The following is a 14872-nucleotide window of genomic DNA, read 5'->3' as shown; positions in this document are numbered from 1 at the left end:
GTTATCGTGTTTTCTTCTTGTTTTTGTCGTCTTTTTTGATGGGAGGCGTGTAGGGAATGCTTAAGTCAAAAGGTTGTTCCACATCCCAGTTAGCTCTAACATCGATTTCTCCAGAAAAATAAATGACTTCTTCAGCATATTTGTTTTCTAAAAAACTTCCGGGATCAAATCTCTTGTTTTTGTTGGTGTCGTAAATGGCTCGAAGAGTGAATTGGGTTGGATCCAGAAGATTGAAATTAATCACAGTATCTGATTCGATATATTCGCTAACAACTACATCTCCTGTGGATTTTAGCAATTCGATAATAACTGGAAAAGATTTTACATTTTCTAATTTCACTTTCAAATTCCCGTAGTTTTCTAGTTCCTTGGTGCTTATTTGGTAATTTAGTGTGTCATTTGTTTGATCGTAAAAATCCGTTATTGCACCTGGAAGGATATCAATCGTATATTTTTCAGCAACTTCTTTTTTGAAATCAAGAAACAATTTTTGAGTAAACACATCATACTTTGTAGTGAATTTTACATCAGTAGAATCAGCATTCATTAATTTTATTTTTGACTCATCAAATTTAACTAAGGGTGTTGAGGATTCTAAACCAAAAAGATCTTTAAAGCTAACAGGACTTATCGGGCTGATATTTAGACTGTCTTTTTTGTTACTTCTTGTTTTTAAAACAAAGCTTTTATTGTAATTATTTTGAGTAACTTCTACGTTTAAAGAATCGGTTTTTATGGGTTTGTACCAAATTTGGAGCGAATCTTTTTTAGGCATTTTAGTCACAATGTTAGGTAGTATATCGTTGTTGTGTTTAAGTGTGATTTTAGGTATAGAATTCGTGTCTGCTATTTTTCCTTCGTAGCCCATCAATAATCTGTTCCCTGTCTCTTGAGTTGGTTTAAAAGCTTTAAAAGGAATATTTTCCTGGAATAATTCTATTTCGTATAAAGTGTCGTTTGGGATTGTGATAAAGTCTTTAATGAAACCTATTTTCTCGGTTTTAGGATCAAACTTATTGTTGCTGTTAAGATCTTTTATAGCAATTAATTTATATTTTCCTGCTTTAAGATTTTCCAGGCTAAAGGTTTTTAAACTGTCCAAAGTGTTAGTAATATATCTTGGAGGATCATTGTAAATAATAGAATCATTATATGCATCATTCACTTCATAAAGCATTACCGAAATAAACGATTCTGGTTCTTTTTCGTAAGCATATTTTACTTTTCCACCAATAGCTAAAGAGTCAATATAATCTCCAGTTGAAAACACGTATTTAAACTGATTTAATGGATTACCTTCATTATTATCAGTTATACTTTGTCCAAAATTAAAACTGTAGGTTGTGTTGGGTTTTAGAGTATCTATCATTTTTATAGTAATGATTTTGCTGGCAGTGGTAGGAATAATGAGCGGGTCATTTTTCATTGGTGGCGAAATCACTAATTGTTTTCGAATGTTTTTTAGAATTACAATTTCGTCAAATTCCAATTTGATTTGTTTGTCTTTGAAATTAGTGTTGAAATTCTCAGGAAAGCTTGTTCTTAAACTTGGAGCAATGGTGTCTTTTAGTCCGCCAGTAATACTACCTCTTTTGGCACAACTAAAAATTAAAACTGCGAATAAAAATAAAATGTATTTTGAGGTGTTTTTCAACATGATTATAATGAAAATTTAATTGCACAAAATAACGATTATATTTTCGCTAAGCGAAATTTTTTAGCGAATTATTGGGAATCCAATTTGAATTTACTCTAGTTAGTTTGATTGAATTTCTTACATTTGTTGGACTTATTTTAATTCTTCTTTTTTGAAAAAATATTTTCTTTATCTGATGTTGTTTTTGTTTACTGTTTCGTGTAGTCGAAAAGAGCATCCTGTTGTTTCTTTCTATTATTGGAAAACTAATTTTTCTTTGTCGAAATTAGAAAAAGAAACAGTAGAAGATAATGCGGTTCAGAAAATTTACATTCGGTATTTTGATATTGATTTACATCCAAAAACAGAGGAAGCTTTTCCAGTAAGTCCGATTCATTTTCTCGAAAAACCAAATATAAAGGAAATTGTTCCAGTAGTTTTTATCAAAAATAAAGTGATGTTGAAGTCTAATTTGGATGTTGAAAAATTAGCAAAACAAACTTTCGATTTTGTAAATCTAATAAATACTAAAAACGGATTTTCGTGCAAAGAAATTCAAATTGATTGCGATTGGACCTTGAACAGCAAGGATAATTATTTGCAATTTATGGAATCTTTCAAGCAAATGTCGGATAAAAAATTATCGGCTACCATTCGTTTACACCAAATTAAATATTTCGAAAAAACCGCTATTCCTAATGTAGATTCAGGAGTTTTGATGTATTACAATATGGGAAATATTGCTGTGAATTCTCCAAATTCAATATACGACAGAAGCATTGCCGAACGTTATATTAAAAGTTTGAAAAAATATCCGTTGGCTCTAAATTTTGCTTTGCCTATTTATTCCTGGGGAATTCATATTCGAAATAATAAAGTAATAGGATTGCGAAGTAAAATGAGTGTTTTAGATTTGCAAAAAGATAAAAATTTTACGTTAAAAGATGAAACAAATTTTGTTGTCAATACTCCTAATTATCGAAATGGAACTTTTTATAAAAAAGGAGATGAATTAAAAATTGAAGCCATTTCGAAGAAGGATTTAAAGGAAATGGCGGAAGATTTAAGCGAAAATTCGGCAGTACAACCTAAAGAAATTATTTTTTACGACTTAGACGAATTCAATATAAAAAATTATGAAAAAACTATTTTTGAACAAGTTGTTTCTTGTTTCTAGTACTGTATTATTGTTTACTTACAGTGTGATTTATGCTTGTGGTGGTGGCGATTGGTTTGAAGATTGGTATTACAATTCTAATTTCACACCAGAGATTTTTGTAGACAAATCTTATTCGCCGTTGTTTTTGTCGGGAGAAGTTTTTTATAAAATTGGTTTTGATGACGAACACAATTCGCGTTTTAACGATCAAATTGTATCTGACTGGCAATTGTATTTAAAAGACAAAATGAATCCTGACGAGGTTAAGTCTTTTTTATTGGATAATAATAGAAAGATTAAGGTTGAGGAATTGTATTTCTTTTTTAAGACCAAGAATAAAAATGAATCTTCTATAGGTTTTGCTTCAAAAATAGATTTGAAAGATGCAAAGACTAAAGAGTTTATAAACTTTTTGTACTTGGCTCAGCATGTTGAAGATGTTTCTGTTGTGAAAAATAGTTGGAGTTATGATCCTGTTGTTTACAAGAGTTTTGCTAACTTGGAAATAATTAATGAGATTGAAAATAAATACAATAAAACAAAAGATGTGTTTCTAAAAAACAGGTATTGGTTTCAAACCATCAAAGCCTATTTTTATAGTGATGATAAGCAAAAAGCCATCGATTTTTTTAATAAGACAGCGGCTGCGGTTCCTAAAAACACTTTGTATTATAGAGCAGTTAGTTATTTGGCCGGGATTCATCATAAGCAAAAAAACTATTCCACTTCTAATTATTTGTACAGCCAGGTTTTTGATAAATGTCCGGAAATGCGTGTTGTGGCAGCATATAGTTTTCGCCCGCAGGATGAAGCCGATTGGAATCAATCTTTAGCATTAGCGAAAAATAATCCCGAGAAAGCGGCACTTTGGGCTATTCATGGCTATTATAAAGATGAAGAAACGGCAATTGCTAAAATTTTCGAATTAGATCCTTCAAGCGAACATCTAAATTATTTATTGACTCGATTAATTAATAATCAGGAAAATAAAATGCAGGTAAATTATAAAGATAAATCCATTGCCGAAAACAAAGAATTACAAAAAACCAAATTAGATAAATCCACTTTTGATTTAGTTTCGAAAATTGCTGCTTCAAATAGCACAAACGAACCGTATTTGTGGAATGTGGCTCTTGGATATTTACAAACTTTGAATGGAAATTATACTAAAGCAGATGAAATTTATGCTGCTGTTGAAACCAAATTACCAAAAACAGAATTAGCTTCCAGTCAGTTGCGATTGTTGCGATTTGTGAATAATTTGAATAAAATAACACAAATCAATTCCGTTTCCGAAAAAACTATTTTAAAAGATTTGAATTGGTTGTATAACGAATTACCAAATAAAAATCTAGAAGATTTTCGTTACCAAAATGCGTCTAGTTGGAGTAAGACGTATTTGTCTTCTTTGTATGAAACACAAAAGAATGTGGTTATGGCTGAGTTGTTTTCGCGATCCAATTATGATTATACAGGAAAGCAAAATTCTTTTTATGATAAGGAACAAAACTTGCAAGCAATGAAAGGTTTTTTGTTAAAGTCGAATAAGACGGAGATGGAAAAAATTGCCGAAAGTATTTATGGGCTAAAACTCAGAGACATTAGTGCTTTTCAAGCGGTAAAAGCAACTTTTGCTAATAAAATCCCTGAAGCAATTGCTTTTATGAAAGAAACGGATAGTTTGCAACACCATGTTTTCTTAGGAAATCCGTTTAATGGAAACATAAAAGATTGCCACGATTGCGAGCATGCGGCTTATCAAAAAAGAAAATTTACTCAAATACAATTTTTAACTTTGATAAAAGAAATGCAGGATAAAGTGGTTAAAAATGAAGACGTTTATAATAATAGTTTGTTGTTAGGAAACGCTTTTTATAATATTTCTCATTTTGGTAATGCACGAACGTTTTATGAAATTAGTATTGTAGGTTATGGTTCTAGTCCAACTTATTTTAGAGAATCGATTAAAAAAATGATTGTGGATTGTTCAGTTTCGAAAATGTATTATCAAAAGGCGTTAGCTGCTGCAACTAACAAAGAACAAAAAGCAAAATGCATTTATTTATTAGCGAAATGCGAGCGAAATGATTTTTACAATGAGAGGTATTATTTCCAAAATAAAGATTACTGGAGTTTTTATGGAGATAAAGTGAATTTTTTAGCCTGGAATGGATTTAAGCTTTTGCAAAATGAATATTCAGATACTAAATATTATCAGGATGTGATTAGAGAATGTGGTTATTTTAATACCTATGTTAATCAATAATATTGCTGTCAAATGAAAAAAATAGATCATATAGGTATTGCTGTAAATGATATGACGGTGTCGAATGCATTGTTCGAAAAACTATTAGGCGTTGCTCCCTATAAACAAGAAGAAGTAGAAAACGAAAGAGTTTTGACTTCGTTTTTTAAAAGTGATACTAATAAAATAGAGCTTTTGGCGGCAACCTCTGAAGATAGTGTGATTGCTCAATTTATAGCTAAAAAAGGAGAAGGAATCCATCATATTGCTTTTGAAGTAGCTAATATTGAAGAAGAAATCCAAAGATTAAAAAAAGAAGGATTTGTTATTTTGAATGAAATTCCTAAAAAAGGAGCCGATAACAAATTAGTAGTTTTTTTACATCCAAAAACTACTAACGGTGTTTTGATAGAATTGTGTCAAAGTATTAAATGATTTTTTAAAAGATACAATTCTAATAATCAGTAAGTTTCTGTTGAGACTTTTTTTAATAGTATAGTCGTATAAAAACTAAGTCAAAAATATTTGGAGCAATCAAAAAATAGTAGTAATATTGCAACCTCTTAACTGGTCCTATAGCTCAGCTGGTTAGAGCACCTGACTCATAATCAGGTGGTCCCTGGTTCGAGCCCAGGTGGGACCACAATTGCAAACCCCTTTAAAATTAACGTTTTAAAGGGGTTTTTCTTTTGGGGATGTTTATTAAATGGTATATCTTTGTTTTAACTAAGAGATTTTAAATTCATGAGGAGAATATTGAATAAATATGTTTTTTTAATAAGCTGCTTGTTTGTTGGATTTGTTGTTTTGGCAGATACTCCTTCTCCTCCAGGTTATCCAGGAGGTGTTCCTCCTTCTCCAAGTGATGGTTGTTGTAGGGAGTTTGAAGGGGAAGACGAAAATGGTAATCCTTCTCAGCAATGGTTGGATTGTATAGCTGCTGAGACTGAAGAACCTGGTTCATATTGTGCGGATACAGTTCCAGTCGATAATTCTATTTACATTTATATTTCGATGGTAGCGGGTGTTGCACTTGCTTCTTTTGTAATAGCCAGAAGAATAAAAACATAAAAAAAACTCCAATGTAAATTGGAGTTTTTTTGTTTTATGGATTATCTTAATTGATTCAGTCGGGAAACATATTTTCCTATAACGTCAAATTCAAGATTGATTTTAGAACCTACTTTAAAATTTTTAAAATTAGTGTGTTCGTGCGTGTAAGGGATAATCGCTACGCTAAATTCATTTTTCTTCGAATTTACAACAGTTAAACTTACTCCGTTTACGGTAATAGAACCTTTTTCTATAGTGATGTTGTTTAGTTTGTCGTCGTATTCAAAGGTGTAAAGCCAGCTTCCATTGGTTTCTTGAATGTCTATGCAGGTTCCGGTTTGATCCACGTGGCCTTGTACAATATGACCGTCTAATCGATCGCCTAGTTTCATAGCTCTTTCTAGATTTACTAAATCGCCCTCTTGCCATTCTCCTAAATTGGTCTTTTTTATGGTCTCGTCAATAGCGGTTACGGTGTAGCTGTTGTTTTTTATGGCTACCACAGTAAGGCAAACTCCATTATGAGCTACGCTTTGATCTATTTTGAGTTCAGTTGTGATGGCAGCGTCTATTGTTATGTGGATATTGTCTTTCTCTTTTTTTAATTCTTGGATGGTTCCAAGGGTTTCTATGATTCCTGTAAACATTCTTGTTTTATTTTACTAAATTTGCAGCTCAAAATTAGCAATAAAAACTTGTGGATATGATTAAAAAAGCAGAAAATATTATCGTAGGAATTTCGATTGGAGATTTAAATGGTATTGGAAGCGAGGTTATTCTTAAAACATTTGAAGATGTTCGAATGTTAGAGCTGTGTACACCAGTAATTTTTGCTAATGTAAAGATTTTGTCTTTTATAAAACGAAATTTAGATTCGGCTGTTGTGCTTCATGGAATTGATAGACTAGACCAAGTTGTTGTTGGGAAAATCAATGTCTTGAATGTTTGGAAAGAAGGTGTCGATTTGAATTTGGGTACAAATGATGAAAAAGTAGGCGAATATGCTATTAAATCTTTTGTTGCTGCTACAAAAGCTTTGAAAGAGGGTTTGATTGATGTTTTGGTAACAGCGCCTATAAATAAATACAACATTCAATCGGAAGAATTTAAATTTCCAGGTCATACGGATTATTTGGAGCAGGAATTGGATGGAGATGCTTTAATGTTTATGGTTCAGGATAATTTGAGAGTGGGTTTGTTGACAGATCATGTGCCAATTAATGAAGTGGCTTCCCGATTGACTGAAGACTTAATTGTTAAAAAAATAATGACCGTAAAAAAGTCGTTAATTCGTGATTTTAGTATCAATAATCCTAAAATTGCCGTTTTAGGCCTGAATCCACATTGTGGAGACGGAGGAGTTATTGGTAAAGAAGACGAAGAATTGATTAAGCCGGTTTTGAAAAAAATGTTTGACAAAGGAACAATGGTTTTTGGTCCTTTTGCAGCAGATGGTTTTTTCGGAAGTGGACATTACGAAAAATTTGATGCAGTAATTGCGACTTATCATGATCAGGGTTTGGTTCCTTTTAAGACTTTGTCTTTTGGAAAAGGAGTTAATTTTACTGCTGGTTTAGATAAGATTAGAACTTCGCCAGATCACGGGACTGCTTATGATATCGCTGGTAAAGGAATTGCTGATTATAATTCGTTTAAAGAAGCAGTATATTTGGCTATAGATGTCTATTCTTCAAGGATTCAGTATGAAGAAATCACCGAAAAGCCGCTAAAAGTTAGAGAAAAATAAATGTAAATAAAAAAAGATTGATAACGTTATTGGATTTACAATAATTTTATATCTTTGCACTCCCGAAGTTACGGGCAAAATTTTGTGGAAATGAATAGGACAAAAGAATTTTTAATTCCTTTCGTAGGCTTAAAGCTAGGGAAACATCATTTTGAGTATCAAATAAATAATGCGTTCTTTGAGAACTTTGATTATGATGAATTTCAAAATTCAGATATCAAAGTAACGGTAGTTTTAGATAAGAAAAGCAATATGCTTGAGTTAGAGTTTAAGCACAAAGGCACAGTTAATGTTCCTTGCGATTTAACGGGAGAAGATTTTGATTTACCAATTAAAGGTAAAATGAAATTAATCGTTCGTTTTGGAGAAGAGTTTAATAATGATAACGAAGAGCTGTTGATTTTGCCTTTCGGCGAATTTGAAATAGATATAATACAATATATTTATGAGATGATTGCGCTTTCTGTTCCTCTAAAACGAGTTCATCCAGGAGTTAAAGACGGAAGTTTAAAAACAGAAGCTTTAGATAAACTGAAAGAATTACAAGTCAAAGAAGAAGTAAAAAAAGAAGATAAAGAAGAGAATATAGACCCACGCTGGGACAAATTAAAGCAACTATTAACGGATAAATAATATAGTAAAATGGCACATCCTAAAAGAAAAATCTCGAAAACAAGAAGAGATAAGAGAAGAACACATTATAAAGCTACAGTAGCACAAATCGCTACTTGTCCTATTACTGGAGAAGCGCATTTATACCACAGAGCTTACTGGCACGAAGGGAAAATGTATTACAGAGGACAAGTGGTTATTGATAAGTCAGAAGCTACTTTTGCATAATACGTTTTTATAGATAATACGAGAACTCTCACACTATGTGAGAGTTTTTTGTTGTTTATGATTTTCGCTAAATAAGAAGTTTTTAAAGATAAAGGGTTTAGATTTTTTTTGTATTTTTAACCCCTTTTTAAACGTTTCCTTTTGTATAGTAATAGAAGGGAAAATATCCGAATAAAATGAATAAAATTACGGCCGCAATTACTGCAGTTGGAGCTTATGTTCCAGATTTTGTGCTTTCAAACCAAGTTCTGGAAACCATGGTGGACACAAACGACGAATGGATTACTTCGCGTACAGGAATAAAAGAAAGAAGGATTTTGAAAGATGCTGATAAAGGAACCTCTTATTTAGCAATAAAAGCAGCTGAAGATTTAATCGCTAAAGCCAATATAGATCCCTTAGAAATTGATTTGGTTTTAATGGCAACGGCCACACCAGATATGCAAGTTTCAGCAACAGGAGCTTATGTTGCAACCCAAATAGGTGCAACAAATGCCTTTGCTTACGATTTACAAGCCGCTTGTTCCAGTTTTTTATACGGAATGTCTACCGCAGCAGCCTACATTGAATCAGGAAGATATAAAAAAGTATTATTAATAGGTGCCGATAAAATGTCATCTATTGTGGATTATACTGATAGAACAACATGTATCATTTTTGGAGATGGAGCAGGAGCAGTACTATTCGAACCTAATTTTGAAGGTTTAGGATTGCAAGATGAATATTTAAGAAGTGATGGTATAGGTCGTGATTTCTTGAAAATTGATGCAGGAGGATCTCTTCATCCTACAACTATCCAAACCGTTGAGGAAAAAAGACATAGTATTAGACAAGATGGAAAAACGGTATTTAAATATGCTGTAACCAATATGGCCGACGCAAGTGAACAAATCCTTAAAAGAAACAATCTTACTAACGAAGATGTTAATTATTTAGTTCCACATCAGGCTAATAAGCGTATCATTGACGCTACTGCAAACCGAATGAATTTAGAGGAATCTAAGGTTTTAATGAATATTGAAAGATATGGAAATACCACATCAGCAACCTTGCCTCTGGTTTTAAATGATTTTGAACATTTGTTTAAAAAAGGAGATACTATTATTTTTGCTGCATTTGGAGGAGGATTCACTTGGGGTTCTATTTATCTAAAATGGGCATACGACAAAAAATAAATTTAAACTAAAATCACAAATATTATGGATTTAAAAGAAATTCAGAACCTAATCAAATTTGTATCTAATTCTGGTGTTGCCGAGGTAAAGTTAGAAATGGATGATGTTAAAATTACCATTAGAACAACATTAGAAAGCACTGCTCCAGAGCCAACTTATGTACAACAAATGCCAGCTCAGGCACCAGCACAACAAATTATAGCAGCGGCTCCAGTTGCAACAACACCAGTTGCAGCAGCACCAGTAGCTGAAGATTCAAAATTCATTACTATAAAATCGCCAATGATTGGTACTTTCTATAGAAAACCATCTCCAGACAAACCAATGTTTGTTGAAGTAGGAACTTCTATTGCTAAAGGTGATGTACTTTGTGTTGTAGAAGCGATGAAATTATTTAATGAAATCGAATCTGAAATTTCTGGAAAAATCGTTAAAATATTAGTTGATGATATGTCTCCAGTTGAATTTGATCAACCATTATTCTTAGTAGATCCATCATAAATTTAAGATTTTAGATTTACAGATTTTAGATTGCAGATTTGAACCTTAATCAACATTTAGATTCAAATCAATTGCATTCTTGACTTCTAACTTCTAATTTCTAACTTCTAACTTTTAAAAGATGTTTAAAAAAATATTAATTGCAAATAGAGGAGAAATTGCACTTCGTGTAATTAGAACTTGCAAAGAAATGGGAATTAAAACAGTTGCTGTTTACTCTACTGCCGATGCAGAAAGTTTGCATGTAAAGTTTGCTGACGAAGCGGTTTGTATTGGACCTCCGCCAAGCAACTTATCCTATTTGAAAATGTCAAATATTATTGCTGCAGCCGAAATTACAAATGCTGATGCAATTCATCCAGGATACGGTTTCCTTTCTGAAAATTCTAAATTTTCAAAAATTTGTCAAGAGCACGGTATTAAGTTCATTGGAGCTGCGCCTGAAATGATTGACAGAATGGGAGACAAAGCTTCTGCAAAATCAACAATGATTGAAGCTGGTGTTCCTTGTGTTCCGGGTTCAGTAGGTATTCTAGAATCTTACGAACAAGCTTTAGAACTTTCTAGAGAATTCGGTTTTCCTGTAATGCTAAAAGCTACCGCTGGTGGTGGTGGTAAAGGAATGCGTGCTGTTTGGAAAGAAGAAGATTTGTTAAAAGCTTGGGAAGGTGCTCGTCAAGAGTCAGCTGCCGCTTTTGGTAACGATGGCATGTATCTTGAAAAATTAATTGAAGAACCACGTCATATCGAAATCCAGGTTGTAGGAGATTCTTATGGAAAAGCATGTCACCTTTCTGAAAGAGACTGTTCGGTACAAAGACGTCATCAAAAATTAACAGAGGAAACGCCTTCACCATTTATGACTGACGAATTGCGTCAAGCAATGGGAGAAGCAGCAGTAAAAGCAGCCGAGTATATTAAATACGAAGGTGCTGGAACAGTTGAGTTCTTAGTAGATAAACACCGTAATTTCTATTTCATGGAAATGAATACGCGTATTCAGGTGGAACATCCTATTACAGAACAAGTAATTGATTACGATTTAATTCGTGAGCAAATTATGGTAGCAGCTGGGATTCCAATTTCAGGTAAAAACTATTTACCAGAATTACACGCTATCGAATGCCGTATCAATGCCGAAGATCCTTATAATGATTTTAGACCTTCGCCAGGAAAAATTACTACATTACACATGCCAGGAGGTCACGGAGTACGTTTAGATACTCACGTATATTCAGGTTATACTATTCCGCCAAATTACGATTCGATGATTGCTAAATTGATTACTACTGCTCAATCTCGTGAGGAAGCAATTAGTAAAATGAGAAGAGCACTAGACGAGTTTGTAATTGAAGGAATCAAAACAACCATTCCTTTTCACAGACAATTAATGGATGATCCTCGTTACATAGCGGGGGATTATACTACTGCTTTTATGGATACTTTTAAAATGAATGATCCAGAATAAAGTTTTTTATTGATAAAATCAAAAGCCGTACAGTGATGTGCGGCTTTTTTTGTGGGTCAAAGTGTGTAAAAAGGATACAATTTGTTCTCATTTTACACAGCTTTACAGTGTATACAAAATTGTGTTTATTTTTTAATACGCTGTAAATCAATGTGTTTTTGTTTTTTGGCATTCCAAAAAAATACTGGTACAATAATTTCGTTGTCACAAGTGTAAAACATCAATAACAATTTAAATATACACATTATGAAAAAATTAATCTTATCAGCCGCAATCGTATTAGGAAGTTTAACAGCAATGAACGCTCAAGCGCAAGAAGAAAATGCAACACCAGCAGAGCAACCAGCACAAACAGAACAAGCCGCTCCAGCAGCAGAGGCAGCTCCCGCTGAACAAGCAGCAACCGAGCAAGCAACTCCAGCAGCAGAAGCTTACACTGAAATTAAAACAGAAGAAGTTCCAGCTGCAGTAACCGAAGCATTAAAGAAAGCTTATCCAGAAGCAGTTTTGAATAGAGCTTCAATTAACAGTAAGAAAGAATACCAATTAGAAGTGAAAGTTGGTGAAAATGAAGGAGCATTATATGCTGACGAATCAGGAAACTGGATTCAAAAATAATTAAAAACTCATGGTCGCAAGACTAAAAAAAATTATAACATTTAAATAAACACATTATGAAAAAGTTAATCTTATCAGCCGCAATTGTATTAGGAAGTTTAACCGCAATGAACGCTCAAGCGCAAGAAGAAAATGCAACACCAGCAGAACAAACTACTCAAACTGAGCAAGCCGCTCCAGCAGCAGAAGCCGCTCCATCTGAACAAGCTACAGTAGCACAAGAAGTAGATGCTTATACTGAAATTAAAACAGAAGAAGTTCCAGCTGCTGTAACTGAAGCATTAAAGAAAGCTTTTCCAGACGCAGTTTTAACTAAGGCTTCTGTAAATGATAAAAAAGAGTACCAATTAGAAGTTAAAGTTGATGATAAAGAAGGTGCTTTATATGCTGACGAAACAGGAAAATGGATTGAAAAAAACTAAAAATTTCACCATCATAAATCTCAAATAATTATAACAATTTAAATATACACATTATGAAAAAGTTAATCTTATCAGCCGCAATTGTATTAGGAAGTTTAACCACAATGAACGCTCAAGCGCAAGAAGAAAATGCAGTTCCAACAGAACAAACTACTCCAGCAGAGCAAGCAGCTCCTGTAGATCAAACAGCACCAGCTGAACAAGCAACTACAGCGGAGGAAGCAACATCTACTACAACTGCATTCACTGAAATCAAAACAGAAGAAGTACCAGCTGCAGTTACTGAAGCTTTAAAGAAAGCTTTTCCAGAAGCAGAGCTTAACAAGGCTTCTATAAATGATAAAAAAGAATACAAATTAGAAGTTAAAGTTGGCGACAAAGAAGGTGCTTTGTATGCTGACGAATCAGGAAACTGGATTCAAAATAATTAAAAAGAATATAAAATTAGAAAATACAGTTAAAGACCAAACGGCTACTGTTTGCACAGGTGTTGTTGGGAACTGGTTGAAAAAATAAGCACGCGAATTAGCTTATTGTTTTTTAAAGAAGGTTGTCCGGGAGGGCAGCCTTCTTTTTTTTGCATAATTTTGTGAAAATACAATAATTTTAGTCTTAATTTAGCATAAAAAGTTCCTGTCTGATGTCCAAGATTTTAATTATTGAAGATGATATTTCGTTTTGCAAATTATTAGAAAAGTTTCTAACCAAAAATAATTATGCGGTTAGTATCGCTTTTTCTGCAACCGAAGCCCGATTGGCAATTCAAAACGAAACATTTGATTTGATTTTGACCGATTTACGATTACCAGATGCTGATGGGATAGAATTATTAGCAGAGTTTAAATCAGCTTATCCACATATTCCAGTGGTTTTAATGACTGGTTATTCTGAAGTTAGTACAGCTGTTAAAGCCATTAAAAATGGTGCTTCCGATTATATTTCGAAGCCTTTTAATCCTGATGAGGTTTTAGTTGTTATTTCTAATGCCCTTGCAATGGAACCAGAAACAGATGTGGAAGCAAATCCAGTTCAAAAATCCACTAAAAAAGCGGTTAAGGAAAGTACAACAACGGTTGAATATGTTCAAGGAATTTCTGCCGCTTCTAAGAAATTATCCGAGCACATTAAACTGGTAAGTCCAACGGATATATCGGTTTTAATTATTGGCGAAAGCGGAACTGGAAAAGAAATAATTGCTCAAAGTATTCATCATCAAAGTCGTCGAAAGGAAAATAATTTTATAGCGGTGGATTGTGGTGCTATTCCAAAAGAATTAGCCGCAAGCGAGTTTTTTGGACATTTAAAAGGATCTTTTACCGGAGCTATTTCGGATAAAATAGGTTATTTTGAAGCGGCTAATGGAGGAACACTCTTTCTAGATGAAATAGGAAATTTATCTTATGAAAACCAAATTCAATTGCTCCGCGCCTTGCAGGAACGTAAGATAAAACCTGTGGGTAGTAATAAAGAAATTGAGGTCGATATTCGAATTATTACTGCCACAAACGAAGATTTGCGTGAAGCGGTTAAAAACGGCGATTTCCGGGAAGATTTATACCATAGAATTAATGAATTCTCAATTCATTCGCCTTCACTTGCTGAAAGAGAAGAAGATTTAATTTTATTTGCCGAATTCTTTTTAGAAAAAGCCAATATGCAATTGCATAAAGATGTAATCGGTTTTTCTAAAGAAGTAGTGACTATTTTTCAAAATTACGATTGGCCTGGAAATTTAAGAGAATTACAAAATTGTGTCAAACGAGCAACATTGCTTACTCAAGGCAATTTTATTGAAAGTGCTGTTTTACCTGTCGAATTTTTTAATAAAAGGGAATCCAAAACCGATTCTTTTTCTTTATCTGAAAATGAAAAAGAAGCCATTGAAAATGCTTTGATTAAAACTAAAAACAACAAATCTGAAGCTGCCAAATTGTTGAAAATCACCCGAAAAACCTTGTACAATAAACTCAAATTGTACGATATTCAATAAATAATTTACCGTTGTTTT

16 protein-coding genes and 1 tRNA gene are annotated in these 14872 nt (G+C 33.1%); 15 read left to right on the top strand and 2 right to left on the bottom strand.

All coding sequences use genetic code 11. From position 1 onward, the window contains the following. Window position 1 precedes the first annotated feature (1 nt). Window positions 2–1657, bottom strand: coding sequence for an Ig-like domain-containing domain (locus tag AAGV33_RS13470; RefSeq protein ID WP_373392599.1), 1656 nt, complete (start codon window positions 1655–1657; stop codon window positions 2–4). Between the two features lie 151 nt (window positions 1658–1808). Between AAGV33_RS13470 and AAGV33_RS13465 the strand changes: the two genes are divergently transcribed. The 5 genes from AAGV33_RS13465 (at window position 1809) to AAGV33_RS13445 (ending at window position 6111) form a co-directional block, all read left to right on the top strand. After that, window positions 1809–2813: a hypothetical protein gene (locus tag AAGV33_RS13465; protein ID WP_373392598.1), complete on the top strand. Its 1005-nt coding sequence runs from the start codon at window positions 1809–1811 to the stop codon at window positions 2811–2813. Continuing rightward, the gene (locus tag AAGV33_RS13460) at window positions 2773–5061 is read left to right on the top strand and encodes a hypothetical protein (RefSeq protein WP_373392596.1); all 2289 of its coding nucleotides are present in this window, start codon (window positions 2773–2775) and stop codon (window positions 5059–5061) included. The genes AAGV33_RS13465 and AAGV33_RS13460 overlap by 41 nt, the downstream gene beginning before the upstream one ends. A gap of 12 nt (window positions 5062–5073) precedes the next feature. Next, window positions 5074–5475 (top strand): methylmalonyl-CoA epimerase, encoded by a 402-nt coding sequence (mce, locus tag AAGV33_RS13455; RefSeq protein WP_373392595.1) that lies wholly within the window; start codon window positions 5074–5076, stop codon window positions 5473–5475. A gap of 134 nt (window positions 5476–5609) precedes the next feature. After that, a tRNA-Ile gene (locus AAGV33_RS13450) sits at window positions 5610–5683 on the top strand. A 101-nt stretch (window positions 5684–5784) separates the two neighbouring features. Beyond that, window positions 5785–6111: a hypothetical protein gene (locus tag AAGV33_RS13445; protein ID WP_373392593.1), complete on the top strand. Its 327-nt coding sequence runs from the start codon at window positions 5785–5787 to the stop codon at window positions 6109–6111. 41 nt (window positions 6112–6152) lie between these two features. On the opposite strand, the gene AAGV33_RS13440 is transcribed toward AAGV33_RS13445, so the two are convergent. Continuing rightward, entirely contained in the window at window positions 6153–6740 is a 588-nt protein-coding gene (locus tag AAGV33_RS13440) for a riboflavin synthase (protein ID WP_373392592.1), read from the bottom strand. A gap of 56 nt (window positions 6741–6796) precedes the next feature. On the opposite strand from AAGV33_RS13440, the gene pdxA reads away from it, so the two are divergent. The 10 genes from pdxA (at window position 6797) to AAGV33_RS13390 (ending at window position 14854) form a co-directional block, all read left to right on the top strand. Beyond that, the gene (pdxA, locus tag AAGV33_RS13435; RefSeq protein ID WP_373392591.1) at window positions 6797–7840 is read left to right on the top strand and encodes a 4-hydroxythreonine-4-phosphate dehydrogenase PdxA; all 1044 of its coding nucleotides are present in this window, start codon (window positions 6797–6799) and stop codon (window positions 7838–7840) included. Between the two features lie 90 nt (window positions 7841–7930). Next, the gene (locus AAGV33_RS13430; protein ID WP_373392589.1) at window positions 7931–8473 is read left to right on the top strand and encodes a YceD family protein; all 543 of its coding nucleotides are present in this window, start codon (window positions 7931–7933) and stop codon (window positions 8471–8473) included. 9 nt (window positions 8474–8482) lie between these two features. Further along, on the top strand, window positions 8483–8680 hold the full coding sequence (gene rpmF, locus AAGV33_RS13425; protein ID WP_073242095.1) for a 50S ribosomal protein L32: 198 nt from the start codon (window positions 8483–8485) through the stop codon (window positions 8678–8680). A 176-nt stretch (window positions 8681–8856) separates the two neighbouring features. Next, a complete protein-coding gene (locus AAGV33_RS13420; protein ID WP_373392587.1) occupies window positions 8857–9855 on the top strand; it encodes a beta-ketoacyl-ACP synthase III in 999 nt (332 codons plus the stop codon). A gap of 24 nt (window positions 9856–9879) precedes the next feature. Continuing rightward, window positions 9880–10356, top strand: a complete 477-nt coding sequence (gene accB, locus AAGV33_RS13415; protein ID WP_373392585.1) for an acetyl-CoA carboxylase biotin carboxyl carrier protein — start codon at window positions 9880–9882, stop codon at window positions 10354–10356. A 121-nt stretch (window positions 10357–10477) separates the two neighbouring features. Further along, window positions 10478–11824, top strand: coding sequence for an acetyl-CoA carboxylase biotin carboxylase subunit (gene accC, locus AAGV33_RS13410; protein ID WP_373392584.1), 1347 nt, complete (start codon window positions 10478–10480; stop codon window positions 11822–11824). 246 nt (window positions 11825–12070) lie between these two features. Further along, window positions 12071–12442, top strand: coding sequence for a hypothetical protein (locus tag AAGV33_RS13405; RefSeq protein WP_373392582.1), 372 nt, complete (start codon window positions 12071–12073; stop codon window positions 12440–12442). A gap of 56 nt (window positions 12443–12498) precedes the next feature. Next, entirely contained in the window at window positions 12499–12864 is a 366-nt protein-coding gene (locus AAGV33_RS13400) for a hypothetical protein (RefSeq protein WP_373392580.1), read from the top strand. A 53-nt stretch (window positions 12865–12917) separates the two neighbouring features. Then, window positions 12918–13295, top strand: coding sequence for a hypothetical protein (locus AAGV33_RS13395; RefSeq protein ID WP_373392578.1), 378 nt, complete (start codon window positions 12918–12920; stop codon window positions 13293–13295). A 209-nt stretch (window positions 13296–13504) separates the two neighbouring features. After that, window positions 13505–14854 (top strand): sigma-54-dependent transcriptional regulator, encoded by a 1350-nt coding sequence (locus tag AAGV33_RS13390; protein WP_373392577.1) that lies wholly within the window; start codon window positions 13505–13507, stop codon window positions 14852–14854. Window positions 14855–14872 lie beyond the last annotated feature (18 nt).

The sequence above is a fragment of the Flavobacterium magnesitis genome (assembly GCF_041729735.1).
GTDB lineage: Bacteria > Bacteroidota > Bacteroidia > Flavobacteriales > Flavobacteriaceae > Flavobacterium > Flavobacterium magnesitis.
Note: the sequence above shows the minus strand (reverse complement) of the source record. Positions and strands in the feature narration are given on the sequence as shown.

Coding starts and splice junctions, on each gene's coding strand:
- AAGV33_RS13470 (WP_373392599.1), bottom strand. CDS start 1,657: ATGTTGAAAAACACCTCAAAATACATTTTATTTTTATTCGCAGTTTTA.
- AAGV33_RS13460 (WP_373392596.1), top strand. CDS start 2,773: ATGAAAAAACTATTTTTGAACAAGTTGTTTCTTGTTTCTAGTACTGTA.
- mce (WP_373392595.1), top strand. CDS start 5,074: ATGAAAAAAATAGATCATATAGGTATTGCTGTAAATGATATGACGGTG.
- AAGV33_RS13445 (WP_373392593.1), top strand. CDS start 5,785: ATGAGGAGAATATTGAATAAATATGTTTTTTTAATAAGCTGCTTGTTT.
- AAGV33_RS13440 (WP_373392592.1), bottom strand. CDS start 6,740: ATGTTTACAGGAATCATAGAAACCCTTGGAACCATCCAAGAATTAAAA.
- pdxA (WP_373392591.1), top strand. CDS start 6,797: ATGATTAAAAAAGCAGAAAATATTATCGTAGGAATTTCGATTGGAGAT.
- AAGV33_RS13430 (WP_373392589.1), top strand. CDS start 7,931: ATGAATAGGACAAAAGAATTTTTAATTCCTTTCGTAGGCTTAAAGCTA.
- rpmF (WP_073242095.1), top strand. CDS start 8,483: ATGGCACATCCTAAAAGAAAAATCTCGAAAACAAGAAGAGATAAGAGA.
- AAGV33_RS13420 (WP_373392587.1), top strand. CDS start 8,857: ATGAATAAAATTACGGCCGCAATTACTGCAGTTGGAGCTTATGTTCCA.
- accB (WP_373392585.1), top strand. CDS start 9,880: ATGGATTTAAAAGAAATTCAGAACCTAATCAAATTTGTATCTAATTCT.
- accC (WP_373392584.1), top strand. CDS start 10,478: ATGTTTAAAAAAATATTAATTGCAAATAGAGGAGAAATTGCACTTCGT.
- AAGV33_RS13405 (WP_373392582.1), top strand. CDS start 12,071: ATGAAAAAATTAATCTTATCAGCCGCAATCGTATTAGGAAGTTTAACA.
- AAGV33_RS13400 (WP_373392580.1), top strand. CDS start 12,499: ATGAAAAAGTTAATCTTATCAGCCGCAATTGTATTAGGAAGTTTAACC.
- AAGV33_RS13395 (WP_373392578.1), top strand. CDS start 12,918: ATGAAAAAGTTAATCTTATCAGCCGCAATTGTATTAGGAAGTTTAACC.
- AAGV33_RS13390 (WP_373392577.1), top strand. CDS start 13,505: ATGTCCAAGATTTTAATTATTGAAGATGATATTTCGTTTTGCAAATTA.